Raw genomic sequence first — 22273 nt, forward strand, 5'->3', positions numbered from 1 at the left:
TTTGAGATTGCAACCCTTTTCACGCAAGATTCTTTCTCCAAAAAAATTAGCGGTTCTAATGGACAAGCTAGATAGTTGTTTTATTTTTCAGAATCTTGTTCGCTCGCAACAACTCCGTTAAGACAATTCATTTCCAAAAATCGTCTTAACGGAGTTGTTGTCAGTTGTTGCTTAGATCTCGCCGGCGTTTCCATACTGCACCTAAAGTGCCATACGTGAATACTGCGATACCTAACCAAATAAATCCAAACGCGGTGAACTGCGCCAAAGAATAAGATTCGTGAAACAAGAAAACAGCTAGTAATAGCATGATCGTCGGATTTACATACTGGATAAAGCCTAATGTGATGTAAGAAACGCTTTTCGTTGCTTCCGCAAACAGCAACAATGGGATGGCAGTCACGACGCCGGCACCAATAAGTAAAAGATTGGTAGATAATGGATAAGCCATCAATCCAACAGAAGAAAAACCTAAAATATAAATCAATGCCGCCGGCAAAATAACAAAGGTTTCAACTGTTAATCCCGTTGCAGAACTGATTGGTATGTGTTTTTTGATGAGACCATACGTGCTGAATGAAAAAGCCATGATCAGTGAAGCATAAGGGATCGCACCAGTTTGCACCGAAAGCATGATCACTCCAACAGCTGCCAAACCACAAGCAATCATCCCCGACCGACTCAACCGTTCTTTCAAAAAAACAGTTGCCAACAAAACATTGACCAATGGATTGATGTAATAACCTAGGCTAGCTTCCATAACATGGCCGGCACTGACAGTAAATATAAAAGTAAACCAATTGATTGAAATCAAGATCGCCGCCAAAATAATCATTCCTGCAAACTTTTTATTTTGCCAGATCCGCTTCAATTCAGAAACAAACTGTTGCCATCTGCCGCTAAGTCCGATAAAGCCAAGCATAAAGACAAATGACCAAATAATACGGTAGCACATGATCGCCAATGGCGAGACACCAGTGATCAGTTTCCAATAGAGGGTGATCAGCCCCCACAGCACATACGCTGTGATTCCCAACACGGTTCCTTTATTTTTCATTTTCCTAGTCGCTTTTTACCTTGTCAACGTACCAATAGTCCAAGAAAAAAACTTCCCTCCTCAAATATAAGTTATCTTATTATAACGAAAATAAAGTTTTTTCCTAGTATTTCATGAAAAAAACAAAAAAAGTCCCAACCGATAGCTTTCAAAATTTGAAAAATCGGTGGGATTTTTGAGAAACAACGTTTAATCATTTGTTGCTTATACTCTATTGGTTACTAACTTCATAGCAGACGACCTTATTTTTCTTTTACCGATAAGCGGCGCATATAAAAATAGAAAAGCAAATCAATCGTAACAATTTGCAAAATAATCGAATGAGTGGCCCCACTTCCGTAATGACCATTCTTGATATCTTCTGTCCGTGCTGTATGAATAGGTGTATCTACTTTTTTAGTCAGCTGGTTCTGCCCTAATTGAGACATTCCTAAGGTCGGCATACCAAGGCTTTTCGCTATTTCTACTAATGATAAAACATCGCGGTTTTTCCCTGAATGGGAGATTCCCCAAAACAAACTGTCTGCGCCATCATTTTTCATTTGTTGTGTCAGAAGATACCGATCTTTATCAAAAATCACTGTTTTTCCAATCCGAGTCCATTTTTGACGAATATCCTCTGCTGCTAGAACGGAAGTTCCTACACCATAAACATAGATTCGTTTAGCATGAAACATTTTGTCTACTACTTGTTGCACGGTTTGTTCATCTAATATAGGATCCGTTGCGTCAATAATCATCTTATTGTTTCTAAGAATCTTATTTTTAGCCGTTTGAAACGAATCATCATTTTGTATATCGCTATATTCATTATAGATTCGATTTTCAATATCTTTGGTTAAGGCTAACTTAAAGTCAGAAAATTTACTGAATCCCAATTTTTTAGAAAATCGAATGACCGCTGCTGGACTTGTATTCGAATGAACAGCTAACACATTAGATGTCATAGTAGGTATTTCATCAAGATTCTCGACAATATAATCTGCTAACTTCAAATCCGTAGTCGAAAGTTCATTTTTGATACTTTCAATAGTTGTTACTACACTCATTTCTGTCCCCCTCTACTGCATAGTTGCTTCAGCAATTAGTTACTTCTATTTTACATTAAATTCATGTCGAACTGAGAAGTTTACGATAAAAATAAAAGGCACCTTTTGTATTTGGTGAATCACTTAAAACCACTTCCGTAATTTGATCTTGAAGACGAGCAACAACCGATTCTCGAATAAAGTGATTTTTTTCTAGCACTGAACCTGCTAAAGCTAACTTCACTTGGGTTTGGTTCATTCTGTTTAGTAACAAACGAATCATTTCGATCAATTCGTCAGCAGTTTCTTGTAATAGTTGATGAGTGATGGGGTCGTTTAAATGCGCCTTCGAAAAAAACAATGATTTTTGTGCAACCTCAGCCTTGTTCATCTGATAAAGTTCACTAATTGCTTTAGCTGGATCGTTCATATCTAAAAAAGATAGAAAGTCTTGGGAGAATCTAGACAAAGGCGAACCATGGTCCATTTCTTGTGCAATATGGCGATAGCATTTCAATGCTAGAGCATAGGCACTTCCTTCATCCCCTACTAAATGTCCCCAGCCCCCTACTCGATAGAAGTTTCTGTCAACAGATCCATAGGCGACTGATCCGGTCCCAGAAATAATCAAAGCGCCATCCGATCCTTCAAGTTTATTGATTAACCCTAAGTGAGCATCAGAAATCACTTTGGTTTTTTGAAACTGCTGCAGCTCATGTTGAACAAGATGATGTAACCCACTCGTCTCTATACCTGCAATTCCAGCTAAAACGCCGAGGCAATTGCCTGATTGATGTTCTAAAACAGACTGGATCCCTTGTCTCAAAACTGCTAATGTACGATTTGTATCTACCACAATATTTCCAGCTGACAGGTGCAAATCAAAGAGTGCCCTTCCCTTTTTGTCATAGGTAGTAAATTGGGTCTTTGTCCCCCCAGCATCAATTCCTAGTACATAATTCATTTCTTTTCCTCCTAAAAAACTGCAATAGAAACGTTCCGACAACCTAGTGAGTATCTGATCAGTGATAAAAAACAACTATCAGCATTCGAACAATATTCGAAGACAATGGATCATTATATCTCCTTTAGTACTGCTTGCTAAGAAGAGAGGATTTCCCCAATAGGTTTAAATCCTTATCAAATCATTGCTTTATGAACGGCTTTATTCAGCAGTTTACGAGTCACTGTATCATTTGTCGAGGATCGTTTCTATCACAGCTTAATGGATGTTAGTTCTGATTGAATTGATTCAATTGCTGTTGCATTTTAATCAGTCGTTCAATCAATGCTTGCTCGCTCATTGTTGTCATTAACTGGTCTTGCGCATGAATCAACAAAAGACTGATCTGCCCTTGACCTTTTAGATCATCTTGAATCAATTTCGTCTGCAAATTATGAGCAATGGTCATCTCTGCTTCTGCCTGTTGCATACACATTACCGATTGCTCATGATTGTCTGCTTCTGCTGCATCCAACGCTTCAAAAAGCATTCCTCGCGCATTGCCACTATGAACGATTAATTCAAAAATCACTGCTTCGATATTTTCCATGATATCACCTACTTCATTTAAAATCATTTTTTTCATGGTTAGAACTGATAAATAAACAACTCGCAAATAAGGAACATTGCTGCAAAGGTTACAATCGAAAAATAAGCATATCGTTTCATGGTAAATTTTTCTTTTCGGTCAACATATAACGCAATCGCTGGAAAGATAAGACTGATAGAAACCAAATTCCCTATAAATAAAAACGTCTCAGACTGAACGTATGAATTGATTGCAATCAACAAGATGTTCACGCTAAAAACAGTTCCTAAATAAAATAATGCACCTTTGAACTGCATTCTTGTTTTTCTCATGCTTCGCCTTCCATTTCTTGCATTAATTGTTTATTGTCATAAATCTTGAAGAAGGGATAATAAACGACCGTAGCGATCAATATGTTAACAATGACCAATAGAATAGCTCGCCAATCGCCTCCGGTAGCCAAATACGCGCCGATTGGTGCCGGTAAAGTCCATGGTGGCTGCACAAACATCAAGTGCACCCAACCAGCTTTAAATACCAGCCAAGTAACCGTTGTCATCAAAATCGGTGCTAACACAAAAGGAACAAAGAATATCGGATTTAGCATGATTGGAAATCCAAAAATCACTGGTTCATTGATATTGAAGATGCTTGGAATCAGACAAGCTCGACTAATGGACTTGGTATACTTGGCTTTTCCAAAAAGAATCGCGCAAATAATCAAGCCAATTGTCGCGCCAGATCCTCCAATCCAAATGAACCATTGAAAGAATGTTTCTGGAGCAATATGGGTAGGGGTTTGATGGTTTGCAACTTTTTCGGCATTCTCAGTAAAAAATTGAAGCCAAATCGGACGTGCCACTGAGCCAACGATCGAGTCACCATGAATCCCAAAAAGCCAGAAAAAAGTAACCAAGAAAACTGGAACTAGGACCCCTAAGAAAGTATCTCCTGCTTTTACTAAAGGTGAAAAAAGAGTTTGGATCACTTGTTCAATATTCACTTTAAAGACAACATTAATCGTTCCAATCACTATGATAATAATTGCTGCTGGAATTACGGCCTCAAAGGAGCGTGCGACAGAGCTAGGAACTTGTTCCGGCATTTTAAACATAATCTTTTTGGTTTTACAAAATCGTAAAACTTCAACCGCAAAAATGGCTAAAACCATACACGGGAAAATCCCCACTGATCCGAGTGATTCCATTGGCAACATCAATCCTTGATCGAACTGTACCGGCATAATACTTAATAGAAAAGCTGCCACCGATAATTGTGCTCCGGTCAAAGGATCTAACTGATAACTTTTCGCTAAATTGTATCCGATTCCAAAACAAATATACAGAGACATAATCCAAAATGTCATCCGATAGGGAATTAGAATTTCCGTAATGTGATCTGTTGCCCATTGGTGAATTGCCCAGTTTTCTGGAACAGGTGGAAAAGCAATGATCAGAAAGAAACTACCAACAATAATAAACGGAATCGCCGAAACAACCCCATCACGAAGCGCTCGAAGATGTCGTTGCTCAGAGATCTTCGACATTGGTAACGCAACCTTGTCCTCTAGCATTTCAAAGAAATGATTCATTTTTATCCTCCTTTTCTCAACTCAAACTTTCAATAATTTTCAAGAGATTCTTGCCACCTAACGGACTGTAATCTGTGGGTTTGATCAATTCAATAGGAATATGTGCTTCATCTGCGGACTGTTTAAACAAGCTAAAGCGATGCTTTACTTGTGGGGCTACAAAAATAATGTCCCAATCTTTTTCTTGGATAACTGAATCCGCCTCACCACTTCCTACTGCAGAACTTGTTAGAGCAATTCCTTTTTTTTCGGCTTCTTTGTCTAGCGCTTTTTCTACAATTGCACTAGACATCCCACCAGAACAGATAAATAGAACTTTTTTCATTTGATTTACTCTCCCTTCTTATTTTTTTCAATAAAAGAACGATACCAATAAAAGCTATCTTTCTTGTATCTACGATAATCTCCATTCCCCTCATTATCAGCATCAACATAAATGACACCATAGCGTTTATCCATCTCACAGCTGCCTGCGGATACAATATCAATGATCCCCCAAGCAATATACGCAATAACGTTGACCTGATCGATATCTCTAGCTTTAACTATTTCAGCAAAGTGCTCTTTGAAATAATCAATTCTGTAGGAATCATGAATTGTGCCATCTGCCTCGAGTTGATCTTTCGCACCGAAGCCATTTTCAGCGATTATAACTGGTTTTCTATAGCGGTCATAAACTTTATTTAATGTTGTTCGCATACCGATAGGATCAATTTGCCATCCCCAATCACTTGCTTTTAAGTAAGGATTTTTCGTTGTAACTACTAAATTCCCTGCAGTTTTTTCTGCTTCCTCGGTCGTTACCACACTGGAAGAATAATAAGAAAAAGAAACAAAGTCGCAAGTATATTCCTTCAGAATCTGGCGATCTTCTGCGGTTATATCTAGATCAACAGAATTTTTCTCAAAAAAAGAATGCATATAATAGGGGTATTCCCCTTGCATAAGCACATCACTGCAAAACCACTGATTAATCTGTTCCTCTTTCACTAATTTCAAATTATCTTCTGGTTTTGGTGTCAACGGATAATAGCAGAAACACGACACCATGGAACCAAAGATTCCAGGAATATCCATTTTTCGTGCCAGCTGAATCGTTTTTGCATTTGCAACAAATTGATAATGTAGTGCTTGAAATACATCTTGATAGATATAGTCACCATTGCTTGGTTTGATTAATCCTGTACCGTTATAGGGACTAAAAAAGCCGGCATTTATTTCATTAAATGGCAACCAAAAATCCACTTGATTTCCCCATCGAGACAAAACAAACTCTGCAAAAGAGAGGTAATGGTCAATCATTTCACGATTCTTCCACCCACCGATACTTTCCACCAAATAAAGAGGCACCGCATAATGATTCATTGTCAAAAAAATTTTGATTCCTTTCTTCTTTAATTCCCGAAAAATCGAATCATAATATGCCACACCTTGTTCATTTGGTTGCTCTTCATTCCCCAGTGGGAATAATCGTGACCAGCTAATCGAGAAACGATATAAATCAATCCCTAACTCGCTTAGCAGCTGTAGATCTTCCTCCCAGTTTTCGTATCCTTTCGTCCCTTTTCTAAACGGATAAAATTGGGTAGTTTCTGATTCTTTTGCTTCATTGATCACCTCTTGAGTCAACAATCTCGTTTGGATTGTTGCATTATTACTTCGAGGAAGATAGGGACGGCAATCTTGTGTATCTATCCCTTTCCCATCCTTATATCCACCTTCATATTGACTAGCTGCGGTTGCACCGCCCCAGTAAAACGTTCTCAATAGTATTCACTGCCTTTCTCTTTGTGACAGCTTCATTATAGATCTTCTGATTATTTTTTTCAATATTTTATTAAATATTTTGATTATTTTTTTCAAAAAGAAATTTTTCATATGAAAGAAACATTCAAAATAAAAAAAAAAAAACCGCTTCGCAAAAAGCGAAGCGGTTTGACTAGTTGATTAATTTTCTACTTCTATCAGAACTTCTGTGCGACTATCTTTGATCAAAAATAATCCCGTGAACAATAGCAGTCCCGAAGCGACGGTCATGACTAAAAACGAAACATTCATGCCGTGGAGCAAAGCGGCGGAGCCAGTCAATGTATGACTGTTGCGGGCGACCGTATTCATGATCCCAACAAAAACAGCTGTGCCGATGGCGCCGGCGACCGTCCGCAGCGATGTCAGTAATGCGGTACCATGAGCAGTCAATTCTGGCGGGATATTTTTATTGCCCCAGGTAACAAATGGCATCAATAAACAGCCCGTGGCGGCACAGCGCAAAATATTCAGGCAGACCGCCATCCAAATTCCTGTGTGTATATGAATAAAAAACATACCGATATTACTTAAAACTAACGAACTGCCGCCAATGATCGTTAAGATGCGGATACCGACTTTGTCATAGATACGGCCAGCGATAGGACTCAAAAAGGCAGAAACTAACGAACCTGGCAATACCACCAACCCTGAGATTGTTGCAGATTTTCCAAGAATGGATTGTACATACAAGGGCATCAGCATTGAAGAGCCCATTAAAACAAGATAGAGTAAAATACTCCCAAACACACTTAGCGCATACTCTTTCGTTTTGAGGACCCGCAGATCCAAGAAGGGCACTGCCGCTTTCATTTGGCGGCGGGCAAATAAGATGCCGCCAATCAAACCTACGAGCAATGCACCCAAGACAGGGAGACTGGCAAAGCCATAGGTTCCTAGATTCCCGAATCCTAATGTGAAGCCGCCAAAAGTCACAGCGCTGAGTAAAAAGGAGAGCAGATCAAATTTTTTCTTCGTTACATCCAAGACATCTTCAAAGACATTCAACGCCCAAATCAACGAAACAAAAACAATGGCACCGACAATATAAAAAATGGCATGCCAGTTCAATTTATCAACGATCATTCCAGCTAATGTAGGGGCGATCACTGGTGCGGCAGTGATCGATAACCCATACCAACCCATGATTGCACCAATTCGATCCATTGGATAGATCGTCAATAGAATCACTTGAGCCATTGAGATCAAAATACCATTACCAATGGCTTGGAGGATACGAGACATCATCATAATGGGGAAATTCGGTGCTAACGCACATAGAACCATCCCAATAAGAGCGATTACCAATGCGGAAAGATATAATTTTTTGGTAGGTACCCGATTCATCAAAAAAGCGGTCAACGGCATGACGATAGCCATGGCGAGGGAATAGCCGCTGGTCAGCCACTGTCCAGTGGTCACAGAAATTTGCAAGTCAGCCACGATGGCCGGTAATGCGGTGGTCAATGCGGTGGATAACATCGTTAGTGCGATACAAGTAAGAATCAGATTAATAAAAATAAATGTTCTTTTACGGTTTGTCAGATTACTCGGTTGGTTCAATAGATTCCGCCTCCATGCGTTGGTAATAAGCTTCAATTTTTTCTAACCCGCGACCAAAGGCTTGTTTTTCTTCTTCTGTTAGATCGGTCAGCATATCTTGGTGTGCTTTGCTGCGTTTTTGTTTCATCGCAGCAGCTTCAGCTTTTCCTTCTTTCGTTAATGAGATCAACTGGATTCGTTTATCTTGCGGAGATGTTTCTTTTTTGATCCAGCCTTTTTTCTCCATTTTTTTTAAGAGCTCCCCTGCTGATGTTGAGCGGATCGCCAAATAGGCGGCTAAGTCTTTCTGATTCAGTGTGCCGCGCTCGTCCAAAACTAACAAACAGTTGAACTGACCCCGCCCAGGCATGAAGGGACCATATTTTCTTTCAGAATAACGACGATTCAATTTATACACTTCAAAAAACCGTTCAACGATCTTTTGCTCTGAGTAAGACATATGTATTGCTCCTTTTTTGTTCATTAAAACCAATTAAATAGGTACCTACTTAACAGACTGCTCTCTATTTTACATAGGTACCTATCTATTGTCAAGGTTACTTCTACATACAAAAAAAAGCATTTCTCTCCAAGGAGAGAAATGCTCAGTTATTTGTGCTCTTCAGCAGCATCAGATACTTCTTCAGACAATGTTCCCGCAGCTTTATTAGCATGAAACTCTGCTAGAAGTCTGCGAACTTCATCCGTCGACTTAGTCGTCATCAATTGTGCGCGCAAATCGCTCGCCCCAGGAAATCCTTTGACATAAATCTTAAAGAAGCGATGCAATCCGGCAATGGATCGGGGAACCATCGTAGCATAATGGTCTTGCAGGTCTAGCTGCAATTGCAGCAACCCTAATAATTCCTCCGATGAGTGTTCTTTTGGTTCTTTCTCAAAGGCATAGGGATTTTTGAAAATGCCCCGTCCAATCATGATTCCGTCTACGCCATACTGTTGGGCTAACGCTAGTCCTGCTTGACGATCTGGAATATCGCCATTGATAGTGATCAATGTTTGAGGTGCCACTCGATCACGAATCGCTAGAACTTCTGGGATCAGATCCCAATGGGCAGGGACTTTACTCATCTCTTTGCGGGTCCGCAAATGAACAGAAAGATTGGCAATGTCTTGCTGCAACAAGTGAGTGATCCAAGCTTCCATCTCAGCCATTTCTGTGTAGCCGATCCGTGTTTTGACGCTGACTGGCAACCCACCTGCTTTTGCCGCTTCAATCAACTCAGCCGCCACATCGGGACGCAAGATCAAGCCGCTGCCTTTGCCGCGACCGGCAACATTTGGGACAGGACAGCCCATATTGATATCGATCCCTTTAAATCCCATTTCCGCCATTCCAATACTCATTTGCCGGAAAAATTCCGGCTTGTCTCCCCAAATATGGGCGACGATCGGTTGCTCGTCTTCTGTGAATGTCAGTCGACCACGAACACTCTCGATCCCATCTGGATGGCAGTAACTATCTGAATTGGTAAATTCCGTAAAGAAGACATCTGGCGCCCCTGCTGTCTGCACAACATGGCGGAACACTACATCTGTCACATCTTCCATTGGTGCTAAAATAAAAAAAGGCTTCGGTAACTCCGCCCAAAAATTTGTTGTCATGCTTTCCGCTCCATTTCTTAGTGACCGGATCACTTCTTTGATCCAACTTACAAAAACATAGTCATTATACTAGGAATAAGCAAAAGAAGCAAAAAGCGAGACCATCCGCACTCATGGTCTCGCTTCTTGTTTCATTACTCGATAGACGCCTAATGCACCGATTTCGCACAAAAAGATCAGTAACGCTAGTGGAAGATAGGTATGACTGCCCATGATACCCACTAGCGGCGTACAGATGATCCCGATGCTGTACATGCCGATCCCTAAGATCGAGGAAGCGACCCCAGCGTGTTCACCTTGCCGATCCATCGCTAATGTAGTTACCACCGAATTGACGATCCCTAATGTCGCCACGACCAGAAATAGCCCAATGATCGCTAATGCAATAGAATTTCTGATGCCACTCAGCATCACCAGTACACTGCCAATAAAACCGATCACCAATCCGCTGCCTAATTGCTGGACTAGGGACAATCGCCGCGATAAAACCCCCGAAAGCTCCGCAGTCACAATGATACCGATCCCGTTGATACCGTACAAGAGGCTATACATTTGATCACTGAGCCCATAGACATTTTGGAACATGAAAGAGGATCCTGAAATATAACTAAACAATGCACCATAAATAAATCCTTGGATAAGCACCAGTAACACAAAGATGCGATCAGACAATACTGCCCGCCATCCAGATTCCATCTGATGGATGTGTTCTTGCGGCTGTAATGTTTCCTGATAGCCAAAGAGAATACCAAGCAATAGCAGGATGCCTAAACCACCCAAAAAAAGAAAAATCGTTTGCCAAGAAGCCACTGCCAAAATCGCACTGCCTAGCAGTGGGGAAATGATCGGGAAAATACCGTTCACTGCAATCAGCATCGCAAAAAACTTCGTCAGCCGTTCGCCGGTAAATAAATCTTTCGCAATCGCACGGGTCAAAACGATCCCTGCGGAACTGGCGATTCCTTGCAAGAGACGCAAAGCTAGGAATAACCAGATATTTCGCACGAAGGGAACAAGTAAACAGCAAAGAATCGCTACGGTTATCCCTATAGCAAGAGGTTTCTTGCGCCCAATCCGGTCACTAAGTGTTCCGATTGCTAATGGACCTAATGCTAAACCAATCAGACACATGGTCAAACTCATTTGTGTGAGAGAAGCACTGATTCCTAATTCTTCTTGAATGACTGGAAAAGCCGGTAAATAAGCATCCATTAGTAAAGGGCCATAGGCGCTCAATGTGCCAAGCAATAAGGACAGCCAAATGATCCTACCTTTTGATAACTCCATTTTTCCTTCTCCTTTCCTATCTAAAAAACCTACCTCTAGAATACTAGCTGATTCCGTGGTGATTTTCAATGAGAATTTTTCTTAATTTCAGATATTTTTAAACAACTAAAACAATTCGTTTGGATATGGCTTTTTTTATTTAGTTTTTGGTTCTAAGAAGCTTTAAAGACAACAGGGCGTTTCCCCCTTCAATTCCTAACAGATCTCGAAAAAAGCTTATTGCCTTCTCCCTACCAAAAAACTAGTAGTAAGAAAACAATAAGCGTTTCACATGAAGATAATTATTGAATGATTTGAGCGATAAAAAGCCAGTGGCAGTATTTCAGCGATCATTTTTACTTACTCATCGTGTTGAATCTGGTACACTAACTGATCGAGCAATGGACCATAATCTACTCGCTGATAATCCGTCACATCAAATTCATAGAGTGTTCCCAAAGCAAATTCAGCGTACTTTCGTTCATTGATGATTCGTCGGAATTCTTCCTTTGTAATATGATTGGTTCCTAATGAACGGTCTTCTAAACTATCGCCATAATGATAGTGATCCATGATATAGCTCAAATGCCGTTCCGGCTCCCGATCTCGCTGGTAACGCCGTTCCCACAACACTTCGAAATCAGCCGTTAAGCGAATCGTGATTACTTCATAAGCATAAGTATCAGCAAGGTCTCGCAAGCGTCCTTTTTGCTTATCGCTAAATGGATACTCCGAAACAATGACTTTTTTCCCCGCTTCCATATATAACTCTAATGCGCGATAAAAGAACGGATAGACTTTCGTTCTTTCTTGCTCGGCCCGTTGGGCTAAATCATCAAATCCCACAGAATCCGCATAATATTCTTTGATTTCGTCAATGGTGATCGTATACATGTCGGGCAACCGTTGCTTCAGCAGCTGCAGGAGATATGTCTTGCCAGTTCCTGGGCTGCCAGCTAAAAGAATAAGATACTTTTTCATTTTACTTTTCTCAATGACGTTGGGCTTTCCACATTCATGAACAAGCCGATTTTATGTTTCACTGTTTCTTTGATGGCTTCGTTTGCCGGAATGACATTGTGTCTTAAAGACTTGTTGATTTCTGTTTCACCAAAGGTCGTTTTAGCAGCTTTCGTCCACTGTACCAACAGCTCGGTCCCAACATTGAATTTGCGGATGCCATTGTTGATCAATGCCGGATAATCTTCTTCTTTGACTCCGGTTCCCCCATGGATCACTAGTGGAACATCTACTCGTGCATCAATTTCTTTTAGCAAGGGAATATTGACTTCCGTTTTTGATTTGAATTGTCCATGGTTCGTCCCAATAGCAATTGCTAATGCATCCACTCCGGTCTCTTTGACAAAGACCAACGCATCTTCTGGTTTTGTATAAACTTTGTCATCTTCAGCCACATGGATCCCTTCTTCTGTCCCACCAATCGTTCCCAACTCGCCTTCTACCGAGACGCCATGCGCATGGGCATATTCCACCACCGCTTTTGTCTTCAAAATGTTTTCTTTGAAGGGTAAATGAGAACCGTCATACATCACAGAGGTATAGCCGCTGTCGATCGCTTCTTTGATATCATCAAAATCCCGTGCATGATCCAAATGCAAGACCGCATCGACCATTTCCTCCTCCGCGATAGCTTTCATCACATGGACCAAGACATTCATCCCAATGTATTTAGCAGTATCGACACTCGTCTGAATAATGATTGGTGCTCCCATTTCTTTGGCCGCGCGCAGCATCGCAGGAAGCATCTCTAAATTGTGGGTATTAAAAGCCCCCACCGTAAAATTCAATTCTTCCGCTGTTTTCGTGACTTCTTTTAACGTTGTGTACATAATCAAATCCACCTTATCTTATTATTTATTACCGGTAATCGTGACTTGTTTCGCGATTTGCCGCATCTCATCCATTTTCCCCATATAATAATCGATCCCTTGATCATCACCGGCTCGGGCTGCTTCGGCTCGTTTCTTATTGTACAAATGCATCAATTTCTTATACCCATCGCCAATACTTTTTTGATTCGCTAAACTCTGCTCTAAAAGTTGGATCGCTTGATCGCATTCATTCAAAGCTGCATAGTTAAGACCAGCTTGTTCTAAAAGTGCTGCTAATTTTCGTGAGTCTTGGCTCACGGCTATTTCTTGATTCAATTGCTCGATCTCTCTTTGAAGCTGCTCCACTGTCTCAGGTGCTAATTCAGTTATTTCTTTTGCTTCCTTCTTCTTGTTAAAAAAACCAAACATCACGTTTCCCTACTTTCCGATTAAAAGGCTTTTAGGATTGGGCTTAAAATCCAGGCATACAAGAGTGCAGCAACCACAGTGTCGACATCCGTCGCAGTTGCATTGACAAAGCCCATTGAATTGAAGATCGTTACGAGTAATGCTGGCAATAAGGTGATGAAGAATCCGTGAGCGATACCGCCGATGATGGCACCGCGTCTACCGCCAACCGCATTTCCAAAAATACCAGCTGTCCCGCCGGCAAAGAAATTTGTCAACATCCCCGGCAAAATCATTGCTAGTCCAAACATTGGCAATGTAAACATCGCAATTACCGTTCCAATAGTCGTTGTGATAAATCCTAAGATGACAGCATTTGGACTATAAGGGAAGAACACTGGACAATCCAGTGCTGGAATCGCATCAGGAACCAGCTTCATCGCGATCCCTCGGAATGCCGGAACAATCTCCCCTAACAATAAACGGACGCCCGCCAACAATACATAGACCCCTACGACAAATTGAATCGCTTGAAGGAAAGCAAACATGATATAGTTTTGCCCACCAGATAGTTCAGAAGCAAAGGATTCCCCTGCGAATAAAACAGTCACAATATAAAGGGGAACCATTACGACCATCACAGATAAGTACGTATCTTGGAGAAATTCAAAATGGGAAGGTAGTTTGATGTCTTCAATCGATTTCTTGTTTTCGCCTCTTTCCCCAAAAAGCTTAGCGACGCCTGCTTCAAATAAATAGCCGATGGTGCAGAAGTGTCCTAATGCGATATCATCAGATCCGGTTACTTTGCGGATGATCGGTTGTGCGATCGCTGGCATAGCCACGGCGAAGACTGCGCCGACAAAGCCACCAACTAAAATCAGGACAATCCCGCGTAAGCCAGCGAAATAGCCAAATACCGTGGTCATCGTAGCCATCCACAGAATGGCTTGTCCCGTCAAGAAAATGTATTTCCATTTTGTAAATCGTGCCAGCAAAATATTAAAGACAAAAATAGCTAAGAAAGTTAATGCAATATCTCTGCCTAGACCAAGTTCATTCATTGCTTGCCCATTGATTGCTTCAATGGAAGGGATAATGCCTTGCATTTGAAACCCTTCGGTAAATATTTGACCAAAATAAGTCAAACTACCGACAATAATGCTGGAACCCGCACTTAATACTTGGAAGCCTAGAAGAGTTTTCAATGTCCCCGAAATGATTTGTCCGGCTGACTTCTTTTGCAGAATCAGCCCTAACATCGCAATCAATGCAATCGTGATTGAGGCTTGTGTCAAAATATTCTCGATAATAAAATTGATAACGCCCATCTTTTCCCCCTCTTTCCTTTCTTAAATAACGCCCTTTGCTTGTAACACCGGTGTTAGCTTCTCTTCGATCTCTGCTTTAGAAACAATATTCTTCAAATACACCATGGCAGTCTGTGGATCAATGGAGAATTTCTCGAATTGGGTTCGGAAATTTTCTGCCGTGATGATAACATCCGGTTTCATGGAAACCGCGGATGAAATATCACAATGATCCAGTTTGGCTGTCACTCCTAGCTTGGTCAAAACATCTTCTGCTGACATCTGCGCTGCAAAACTGCTGCCTAATCCTGCCCCACATACAAATAAAATATTCAGTTTGTTCATCTGTCTTCTCCCCTTTTTTTATCCTCACTTAAAAAAGTAATTGTTTAAATTGATCAATGGTTGTACATGCAATCAGCTGATTGAGTTTTGCTTCATCATTGATCAGTTCAATCAGCTCTTTCATGATCGCTAGATGTGAATAGGAATCCACCGCGGCTAAGCAAAAAATTATTTTCACTGGGTCCATTTCCGGATTGCCAAAATGGATCGGCTGATTCATGGTCACTACACTAACACCTAATGTATTGACACCATCTTCGGGTCGCGCATGGGCCAAAGCCAAGTGCTTCCCGATGACGATATAAGGCCCGTATTCTTCTACTGCATGGATCATTGCCTGAACATAGTGTTTCTCAATGATGTCCTCTTTGATCAATGGCTTGGCGGCAACTTCAATGGCTTCTTGCCAAGACGCGGCCTGGGCCTGTATCAGAATGTGATTATCTGTCAGAATATCTTTTAACATTGGCTGGATCTCCCTTTTGTTGATTTCTAAATGATTGTTGTCAAATAATGTTTCTAATTTGGAATAGATCCTGCGATCGACTCGGCCGCCGCTTTCTGCTATCAGGTCCAAAACCTTGGTAAACAGAACTGTCGGTTCATTGTCGCTAGGTTCTAGCCGCTGATAGGTTTGATGCCGATCCAAGAATTCTGAAACGATTGACCGATTGGCATCCGTTAAGATCGGATCGACCACCAGCAGCGGTTTATTGCTATAGGGCAAATGAAATGTGCTGAAAATCAGATCAACATCCAATTTGTCAACGAGAGCAACTTCCTTTGAACTTAATACAGCCACGACTTCGATCTGGGGAAACTTTTCTTTCAAGTTCTCCGCCAATAGATTTCCGGTCGCCATCCCATGATTACAGACCACTACCGACTTGTAGATCGACGCTAGATCACGCTTGATCACACTGGCAATCGTTGAAAAGTGAATCACCAGAAAAGCGATCTCATCCTCAATGACTGTTGCTCCAATCACTTCGGCGATCGTTGGCATAAACAAAGTGACTGCTCGATAAATGGGTCCATAGTTCAAACGGATATTTTCTTTCAGAGGATTCATGACTTGGATCTTATTCTTTATCCTTACGATCAATGCAGCCATGTGCTTATAAAGATTTTCACATAATGTTTCTTCTTTTAAATGAAAAGGAATATGCGTTTCTTGCTCCACGAATTGAATCAGTTGAATGGTCAATAGTTGTGCTTGCACCCATTCAAGAGAATTGGATATATCTCTTGCGTTGAAAGTCTCAATCGTGAAACGAATATAGTTGCGCTCTACTTGAGGGACTGCTGTCAATTGAAATTCTTTGATGACCTGTTCAACAAAGTCGGAAAAACCGTCCTCTTGGTAATCGATGGTTTTCCAATTTACTGCCGAAATCAGCTCGTGCCTTTTTATTCGCTGAATCCAAATCCAAGTAAACAACAAAATCTGGTTTTTATAGAGATCATCTTCTTGCTTGACGATTTTCTCTGAATAGATTTTCTCCAGTCGCAGACTTTCTTCTCGGGGGAAATAATGATGGAAGATCGCCCGTGCTGGCGTAGTTTTTTCTTCTCTATTTTCAGAAAAATCGACTCTACTCAAATTTTGATTAACGAAATCATAGATCATTGTCCGAATGGCTCTTTCTGGTCCTTTATACAGCAGTCCTTGTTTGCCATAACTGACGATCTCAATCCCATACCTTAATAAATCTGCTCTTAAGCGACGCATGTCCTCATCCATCGTACTTTTAGAAATTTGAAAACGTGCTTCTTTGCGATTCAGAAAAACCGCTGTTTTCTCATAAGCGATCGATAAGACTAAATCGAAGGTCCGCTCTTGACGATTCAGCAAGTCTGCTTGTAAATGGTCCAACTGCGTTCTCACCTTTTGTTGTTGGCTGACTGTCAGATCTAAGAGGAAGCCTTGATTACGAATAGTTGCAACCTCAGGTAGCTGCTGCTGCCTCAACCACGTATTGACCTCCAAGACTTCTTGACGGATGGTCCGTTGACTCACATTGTATTCTGCAGCCAATTGTTCCGCTTTGAGCGGGTAGTGAGAAGAAATGAATTTTTGGATCAGTTCAACTGTTCTAGTTTTCATGATGGTTATTCCTTTCTGAATTCAGTATATGTTTCCGCTTACAAATAAAAAAGTAGACATTCCTTCCACTTGAACTGGCAGATACCTGCACCTCATCTGGTGGGATTGAATGATTAAATCATTTCTCTTGTTACTACCACAGCAACTGCTTTTTGTGAAGAGTCTGCTTGATAAAAGAAACAACAGCGAATAAAAAAACAAAAAAAGGAGGCTCTCATACATCGAGAGGCCTCCCTTTATAGCACTATTCAAAAAACTTACTCTTGTAAAATTGACTTTCCTAAAGAAAAGAGTTGTTCTGATTCAGTCAATGGTTATCTCGTTATTCACGAATCGCTTTATAGCTTACATTGTATTCTTTCCTATTCCGGAACCATTTGTCCAGTTCCGTGACTAGCAAAATAACGGCTCCGGAAAGCAGTGCGATCCCCCAACCGGTCAGTGATAGATTCGCCGTATGGAAAGCTTTTTGCATAAATGGCACATAGGTCAAGACAACTTGTAAAGCCACCATCACACCGATGATCAAAAAGGCTTTCGGATTGGTAAAGGATGCCTTCGAGAAAGCAGACTCGCTCGTACGAATATTGAACAAGTAAAAGATCTTACTTAACACAACAATGTTGACCATCATGGTACTCGCAACCGCTTGGTCGACGTCTTGTGTCAACAACCATTCATAGGCTAAAATGCTGATGACTGCCATCAACACTGAGACATAAGCCATTTGCCAAATATCATGAGTATTCAATAATCTGTTCCCAGTTTTTCGAGGTTTCCGCTGCATGATTCCTTTTTCTGCCGGTTCAAAAATAAAGGCAAACTGGATCGTGATTGCCGAAACCATATTGATCCACAACAGCTGAGTGGCTTGCAAAGGCATGTCATTTTGCATCAAGATCGTAAAAGCAATGATCAAGCCTTCCGCAAATGAGGTAGGCAGCAGAAATAAAATGCTCTTTTTGATATTATCATAGATTCTTCGTCCCTCTTGGATCGCCGAAGCCATGGTGCCAAAGTTGTCATCGGTCAAAATCATATCTGCAGAATCTTTGGCGACGTCTGTTCCGCTGATTCCCATTGCTACCCCAATATCGGCCCGCTTTAAGGCAGGTGCATCGTTGACCCCATCCCCGGTCATAGCTGTCACTTTCCCTTTGGCTTGCAAGGCTTTGATAATTTCCAGCTTATTTTTAGGTGTTGTTCGAGCAAACACTTGATTCCTGATGACTGCGTCTTGAAAGTCACGCTCTGCCATTTGGTCCAGTTCAGAGCCAGTCACTACATTGATTTCTTTGGCCAATCCTAACTTTTCACCGATTGCTTTTGCTGTTAAAGGATGATCCCCGGTGATCATTTTGACTTGGACCCCAGCTTGCTTCATCTCCTGCAAAGAAGCGATGACTTCTTCTCGAGGCGGATCGATGATACCGGCGATGCCCAAAAGCTGCACACCTTCAGCAAAGACCGTTTCATCCAGTGAATCGACCGTCTGCTGGTCTGTTAGCGAACGATACCCCACTGCAACCACCCGTTTTCCTTCTGAAGACAACCCTTGGACCTTAGCAGACCAACTTTTTTCATTAAAGTTCTGGTCGTAGACCTTCGCCATGGCAAACAGCTTGTCTGGTGAACCTTTAACAAATAATAGGCGTTCCCCTGCCTGATTTTGTACCAGCTTTGCCATGTAGCGGTAGTCGGAATCAAAAGGCAGCATAGCGATTTCTTGATAGCCTGGGGTTTCGGGATAGGCAAATTTTTTGTAATAAAGGGTCAAGAAAGAGCCATCGGTTGGTTCGCCATTGATCCCCCAATGGTTCTCTTCTTCCACTAGCACAGTGTCATTCGCTTCAAATCCTGCTTCTAGGAATAAGGTTAGCTCCTGTTCATCTGCTTCGGTAACAGGAGAAAGCGGGAGAATATCCCCTTTCGGCTGATAGCCGTCGCCAGTGATCTGGTATTGCTGATGTGCTAAAACGATGTCCTTAACGGTCATCTCGTTTTTGGTCAAAGTTCCTGTCTTATCCGTAGCGATCACATCGACAGAACCTAATGTTTCAACAGCCGGCAATGTTTTGATGATGGTCTGCTTGTTTTTGGCCATTTCGCTGACCCCCATTGCTAAAACAACGGAAGTCGTTGCTGGTAAGCCTTCCGGGATCGAACCTACGATCATTGTCACAACGGCTAAAGAAAGTACAGAAAGAGCATAGGTTTCTAAAAACAGACTGACCACAAACAGGGCAATCGCGACCCCCATGATCACATAGGTGATACCCTTACCTAACCCATCTATTTCTTTCATCAAAGGAGTCTTGCGTTCTTCTGTGCGGTTCACTTCAAAAGAGATTTTGCCGATCTCTGTTGTTTGACCTGTAGCAATAACGATTCCTTTCCCACTACCAGAGGTAACCGATGTCGACGCAAAAGCAATGTTGCTTTGTTCTGCTAAAGCGATAGCATCTTCTAGCAATGGCATGCTCGTTTTCTCAACCGAATCAGGTTCGCCTGTCAGCGGAGATTCCTGTATTCGTAGATTGTCTGCTTCAATGATCCGTAGATCCGCTGGTACATTGTCACCAGCTTCCAAGAAAACCACGTCACCGGGAACCACTTCTGCTGCTGCAATATCTTGGCGAGTGCCTTCCCGATAGACCGTCGCTTGTGTAGACAGCATTTGCTTGATGTGTTCCAGTGCGTCCGAGGCATTGGCTTCTTGATAATAGCCAATCAATGCATTGACCAAGACAACCGTTCCGATAATGATTGCATCCGAAAGGTGTCCCATGAGTAATGTCAATAGTGCAGAGAAGATCAAAATATAAATGATCATATTGTTGAATTGCCGCAACAACAATTTCCATTTAGGGGTCTTTTTTGTTGCTAGCTGATTCAAACCAACTTCTGACAAACGTTGCGCTGCTTCCTTTTTAGTTAATCCTGTCCTATCCTTAAGTCCATATTTTTCCATTGTTTCTTCAATAGTAAGTTGATAGTTCTTTGTCTGCATTTTTTGCCTTCCTTTTTTAATTGAATTTTTTCCAACACAAATAAGCCCTCCATTCAGTGAGACACACTAAACAAAGCGCTGCTTCTTGTCCTATTCAATCAAAAAGTAAGGCAAATCAAAATAGATTTTCTGCTCACCGTCACTCGAGTCACTAGACATTCCTTTACCACCCCCTTTAAATTAGAATCAATAATAGCGTATTCATTTTTTTTAGTCAAGTCTGCAACTCCAACTCAGTTTGCCAATTAAAGCAGAACAACTATGAGGAGCACAGAAGTGAAACTGCATGGTTCGAATCGAAAAGGACGAGTGCCCCTGCCCTTTTGTTACCCATTCAGTAAGAAACAAGTCAAAGTGGATAAACCAAAAGATGCTGCGGTCCTTTGGGTCCCATTTTCTCTTCACCACTATCTACAAAACCCATTGAATAATACAGTTTTTTTGCTGCACTATTTTTTTTATTGACTGCAAGAACAATTTGTTTAGTTGCTGGAAAATGAGTTTTTACAAAATTAGGCAATAATCGCAATGCTTCTTTTGCATATCCTCTCCTTAGAAATCTCGCATCAGTAGAGAAACTCCGCAACAAAAGAGCGTCATTTTCATCCGTATAGTCTGCTTTTTGGGGTCCTGCATCCAAAACAAAAAAAGTAACCAATTTCTGTTGGGAAAAAGCCAAGATCGAATGATGCTGTCGATTCTTTTGGGAGATTGCAATATTTTCTTGTGGCGTCCCTGTGAAATAGGTCATTTCGTCAGTCAGAAAATAATTGACAACATCTTCTTTGTATTCATCTCGATATTTCATTAGTTCCATCTTTTATACACACCTCTTCTGGTCTAAAACAATAGCCCATTCATTTGTAGGTCATTTTATCAAGTATTGCTTGAAATTACGAATAAAGTCATATACCTGATCGTTACACAGGTATATGACTTACAGACAGGTCCAAAATCAGGCTTCTTATTGTTCAATCGCCGAATGATTCATTAAACGATTGATATGGACACCTAGAAAAACGATCTCATTTTCAGGGATTTTCGTTTGATATTCATTATCTACATACGCCTTTACCTTTGTTGCAATCTCCATAGCATTTGGGTAAAGGGCCCACATTTGCCGATACAGTCCTTCGTCTTTTTCTTGCAATAATCCTTCTGTAAAGAAACGATCTACAAAAAAACGGACATGTGTGATAAAGCGGCTATAATGAATCGAATTTGTATTCACATCTTGCTGGATCGAATAGCGGACAAGGTTTACGATAATCCCAATCAATTTCGCTTTCTTCAACCCATCCTGATTATCCGCAGACGCAGATTGGGCATTGATCAAATGAAAAGCAATATTTGATGCTTCTTCTTCTGGAAGAAAGATTTGATACTTTTCACGTAACAAAAGCAACGCTTGTTCTGCAACTGCGTATTCTTTTGCATAATAGTTTTTGATTTCCCAATACAAACGATTGGTGATACTTAACCCCTTCTCTTGGCGTTCAACAGCAAAATGCAAGTGATCCGACAACGTTAAATAGATCGTAGAGTTTAGCGGATTGGGCATTAACTGTTGGGCCAATTGAACGATTTCTTTCGTCATCTCAAAAAACCTAATGGGTATCTCATCAATTAATTCAGCAAACTGCAGAGATCTCGTTTCATCAATTGGGAGAAATACTTGATCAATTTGAGAATCCGTTATCTGCTCTCCGGCTTTTTTCCCAAATCCAATGCCTTTTCCAAGTGCAATCATTTCTTGGCCTTCATTGTCAACAAGTACAACACTTGAATTTAAGACTTTCTTGATATAAATCATGCA

The 22273-nt window shown here is 41.1% G+C and carries 21 protein-coding genes; all 21 read right to left on the bottom strand.

Annotation, left to right across the window (positions count from 1 at the left end; translation table 11 throughout):
- Nucleotides 1–160: 160 nt before the first annotated feature.
- Complete coding sequence (rarD, locus tag FE005_RS03760; protein WP_021150690.1) at nt 161–1057, bottom strand: EamA family transporter RarD; 897 nt, start codon at nt 1055–1057, stop codon at nt 161–163.
- 242 nt (nt 1058–1299) lie between these two features.
- Complete coding sequence (locus FE005_RS03765) at nt 1300–2106, bottom strand: MurR/RpiR family transcriptional regulator (RefSeq protein WP_003129292.1); 807 nt, start codon at nt 2104–2106, stop codon at nt 1300–1302.
- 61 nt (nt 2107–2167) lie between these two features.
- Entirely contained in the window at nt 2168–3049 is an 882-nt protein-coding gene (locus FE005_RS03770; RefSeq protein WP_103300475.1) for an N-acetylglucosamine kinase, read from the bottom strand.
- Between the two features lie 268 nt (nt 3050–3317).
- Nucleotides 3318–3638, bottom strand: a complete 321-nt coding sequence (locus FE005_RS03775) for a PTS lactose/cellobiose transporter subunit IIA (protein WP_003129290.1) — start codon at nt 3636–3638, stop codon at nt 3318–3320.
- A 38-nt stretch (nt 3639–3676) separates the two neighbouring features.
- Nucleotides 3677–3949 carry a hypothetical protein gene (locus tag FE005_RS03780; protein ID WP_003129289.1) on the bottom strand — a complete coding sequence of 91 codons (273 nt, stop codon included), beginning with the start codon at nt 3947–3949 and terminating at the stop codon, nt 3677–3679.
- On the bottom strand, nt 3946–5208 hold the full coding sequence (locus tag FE005_RS03785) for a PTS sugar transporter subunit IIC (RefSeq protein ID WP_003129288.1): 1263 nt from the start codon (nt 5206–5208) through the stop codon (nt 3946–3948). The genes FE005_RS03780 and FE005_RS03785 overlap by 4 nt, the downstream gene beginning before the upstream one ends.
- A 16-nt stretch (nt 5209–5224) precedes the next feature.
- Entirely contained in the window at nt 5225–5533 is a 309-nt protein-coding gene (locus FE005_RS03790; protein ID WP_003129287.1) for a PTS sugar transporter subunit IIB, read from the bottom strand.
- Nucleotides 5534–5538: 5 nt separating this feature from the next.
- Nucleotides 5539–6975: a glycoside hydrolase family 1 protein gene (locus tag FE005_RS03795; RefSeq protein WP_003129286.1), complete on the bottom strand. Its 1437-nt coding sequence runs from the start codon at nt 6973–6975 to the stop codon at nt 5539–5541.
- Between the two features lie 180 nt (nt 6976–7155).
- The gene (locus FE005_RS03800) at nt 7156–8496 is read right to left on the bottom strand and encodes a DHA2 family efflux MFS transporter permease subunit (protein WP_368074415.1); all 1341 of its coding nucleotides are present in this window, start codon (nt 8494–8496) and stop codon (nt 7156–7158) included.
- Nucleotides 8497–8560: 64 nt separating this feature from the next.
- Nucleotides 8561–9016 (bottom strand): MarR family winged helix-turn-helix transcriptional regulator, encoded by a 456-nt coding sequence (locus FE005_RS03805; protein WP_029486225.1) that lies wholly within the window; start codon nt 9014–9016, stop codon nt 8561–8563.
- 149 nt (nt 9017–9165) lie between these two features.
- Nucleotides 9166–10179 carry a tRNA-dihydrouridine synthase gene (locus FE005_RS03810; protein WP_005469887.1) on the bottom strand — a complete coding sequence of 338 codons (1014 nt, stop codon included), beginning with the start codon at nt 10177–10179 and terminating at the stop codon, nt 9166–9168.
- Nucleotides 10180–10290: 111 nt separating this feature from the next.
- On the bottom strand, nt 10291–11466 hold the full coding sequence (locus FE005_RS03815) for a multidrug effflux MFS transporter (protein WP_138371352.1): 1176 nt from the start codon (nt 11464–11466) through the stop codon (nt 10291–10293).
- Between the two features lie 339 nt (nt 11467–11805).
- Nucleotides 11806–12426 (bottom strand): AAA family ATPase, encoded by a 621-nt coding sequence (locus FE005_RS03820; RefSeq protein WP_138371353.1) that lies wholly within the window; start codon nt 12424–12426, stop codon nt 11806–11808.
- The gene (locus tag FE005_RS03825; RefSeq protein WP_081131127.1) at nt 12423–13295 is read right to left on the bottom strand and encodes a class II fructose-bisphosphate aldolase; all 873 of its coding nucleotides are present in this window, start codon (nt 13293–13295) and stop codon (nt 12423–12425) included. The genes FE005_RS03820 and FE005_RS03825 overlap by 4 nt, the downstream gene beginning before the upstream one ends.
- A 21-nt stretch (nt 13296–13316) precedes the next feature.
- Nucleotides 13317–13706 carry a tetratricopeptide repeat protein gene (locus FE005_RS03830; protein ID WP_138371354.1) on the bottom strand — a complete coding sequence of 130 codons (390 nt, stop codon included), beginning with the start codon at nt 13704–13706 and terminating at the stop codon, nt 13317–13319.
- 20 nt (nt 13707–13726) lie between these two features.
- On the bottom strand, nt 13727–15016 hold the full coding sequence (locus FE005_RS03835; RefSeq protein ID WP_138371355.1) for a PTS sugar transporter subunit IIC: 1290 nt from the start codon (nt 15014–15016) through the stop codon (nt 13727–13729).
- Nucleotides 15017–15037: 21 nt separating this feature from the next.
- Nucleotides 15038–15340 carry a PTS sugar transporter subunit IIB gene (locus FE005_RS03840; RefSeq protein WP_081131130.1) on the bottom strand — a complete coding sequence of 101 codons (303 nt, stop codon included), beginning with the start codon at nt 15338–15340 and terminating at the stop codon, nt 15038–15040.
- 28 nt (nt 15341–15368) lie between these two features.
- Nucleotides 15369–17447, bottom strand: coding sequence for a PTS sugar transporter subunit IIA (locus FE005_RS03845; RefSeq protein WP_138371356.1), 2079 nt, complete (start codon nt 17445–17447; stop codon nt 15369–15371).
- 322 nt (nt 17448–17769) lie between these two features.
- Nucleotides 17770–20457, bottom strand: coding sequence for an HAD-IC family P-type ATPase (locus FE005_RS03850; protein WP_138371357.1), 2688 nt, complete (start codon nt 20455–20457; stop codon nt 17770–17772).
- A 349-nt stretch (nt 20458–20806) separates the two neighbouring features.
- Nucleotides 20807–21274, bottom strand: a complete 468-nt coding sequence (locus tag FE005_RS03855) for an N-acetyltransferase (protein WP_138371358.1) — start codon at nt 21272–21274, stop codon at nt 20807–20809.
- Nucleotides 21275–21421: 147 nt separating this feature from the next.
- The gene (locus FE005_RS03860) at nt 21422–22270 is read right to left on the bottom strand and encodes a PRD domain-containing protein (RefSeq protein ID WP_005469876.1); all 849 of its coding nucleotides are present in this window, start codon (nt 22268–22270) and stop codon (nt 21422–21424) included.
- Nucleotides 22271–22273 lie beyond the last annotated feature (3 nt).

The sequence above is a fragment of the Enterococcus sp. M190262 genome, from assembly GCF_005843965.1.
Lineage (GTDB): Bacteria > Bacillota > Bacilli > Lactobacillales > Enterococcaceae > Enterococcus_D > Enterococcus_D gallinarum.

Coding starts and splice junctions, on each gene's coding strand:
- rarD (WP_021150690.1), bottom strand. CDS start 1,057: ATGAAAAATAAAGGAACCGTGTTGGGAATCACAGCGTATGTGCTGTGG.
- FE005_RS03765 (WP_003129292.1), bottom strand. CDS start 2,106: ATGAGTGTAGTAACAACTATTGAAAGTATCAAAAATGAACTTTCGACT.
- FE005_RS03770 (WP_103300475.1), bottom strand. CDS start 3,049: ATGAATTATGTACTAGGAATTGATGCTGGGGGGACAAAGACCCAATTT.
- FE005_RS03775 (WP_003129290.1), bottom strand. CDS start 3,638: ATGGAAAATATCGAAGCAGTGATTTTTGAATTAATCGTTCATAGTGGC.
- FE005_RS03780 (WP_003129289.1), bottom strand. CDS start 3,949: ATGAGAAAAACAAGAATGCAGTTCAAAGGTGCATTATTTTATTTAGGA.
- FE005_RS03785 (WP_003129288.1), bottom strand. CDS start 5,208: ATGAATCATTTCTTTGAAATGCTAGAGGACAAGGTTGCGTTACCAATG.
- FE005_RS03790 (WP_003129287.1), bottom strand. CDS start 5,533: ATGAAAAAAGTTCTATTTATCTGTTCTGGTGGGATGTCTAGTGCAATT.
- FE005_RS03800 (WP_368074415.1), bottom strand. CDS start 8,496: ATGTTATCCACCGCATTGACCACCGCATTACCGGCCATCGTGGCTGAC.
- FE005_RS03805 (WP_029486225.1), bottom strand. CDS start 9,016: ATGTCTTACTCAGAGCAAAAGATCGTTGAACGGTTTTTTGAAGTGTAT.
- FE005_RS03810 (WP_005469887.1), bottom strand. CDS start 10,179: ATGACAACAAATTTTTGGGCGGAGTTACCGAAGCCTTTTTTTATTTTA.
- FE005_RS03815 (WP_138371352.1), bottom strand. CDS start 11,466: ATGGAGTTATCAAAAGGTAGGATCATTTGGCTGTCCTTATTGCTTGGC.
- FE005_RS03820 (WP_138371353.1), bottom strand. CDS start 12,426: ATGAAAAAGTATCTTATTCTTTTAGCTGGCAGCCCAGGAACTGGCAAG.
- FE005_RS03825 (WP_081131127.1), bottom strand. CDS start 13,295: ATGTACACAACGTTAAAAGAAGTCACGAAAACAGCGGAAGAATTGAAT.
- FE005_RS03830 (WP_138371354.1), bottom strand. CDS start 13,706: ATGTTTGGTTTTTTTAACAAGAAGAAGGAAGCAAAAGAAATAACTGAA.
- FE005_RS03835 (WP_138371355.1), bottom strand. CDS start 15,016: ATGGGCGTTATCAATTTTATTATCGAGAATATTTTGACACAAGCCTCA.
- FE005_RS03840 (WP_081131130.1), bottom strand. CDS start 15,340: ATGAACAAACTGAATATTTTATTTGTATGTGGGGCAGGATTAGGCAGC.
- FE005_RS03845 (WP_138371356.1), bottom strand. CDS start 17,447: ATGAAAACTAGAACAGTTGAACTGATCCAAAAATTCATTTCTTCTCAC.
- FE005_RS03850 (WP_138371357.1), bottom strand. CDS start 20,457: ATGCAGACAAAGAACTATCAACTTACTATTGAAGAAACAATGGAAAAA.
- FE005_RS03855 (WP_138371358.1), bottom strand. CDS start 21,274: ATGGAACTAATGAAATATCGAGATGAATACAAAGAAGATGTTGTCAAT.
- FE005_RS03860 (WP_005469876.1), bottom strand. CDS start 22,270: ATGATTTATATCAAGAAAGTCTTAAATTCAAGTGTTGTACTTGTTGAC.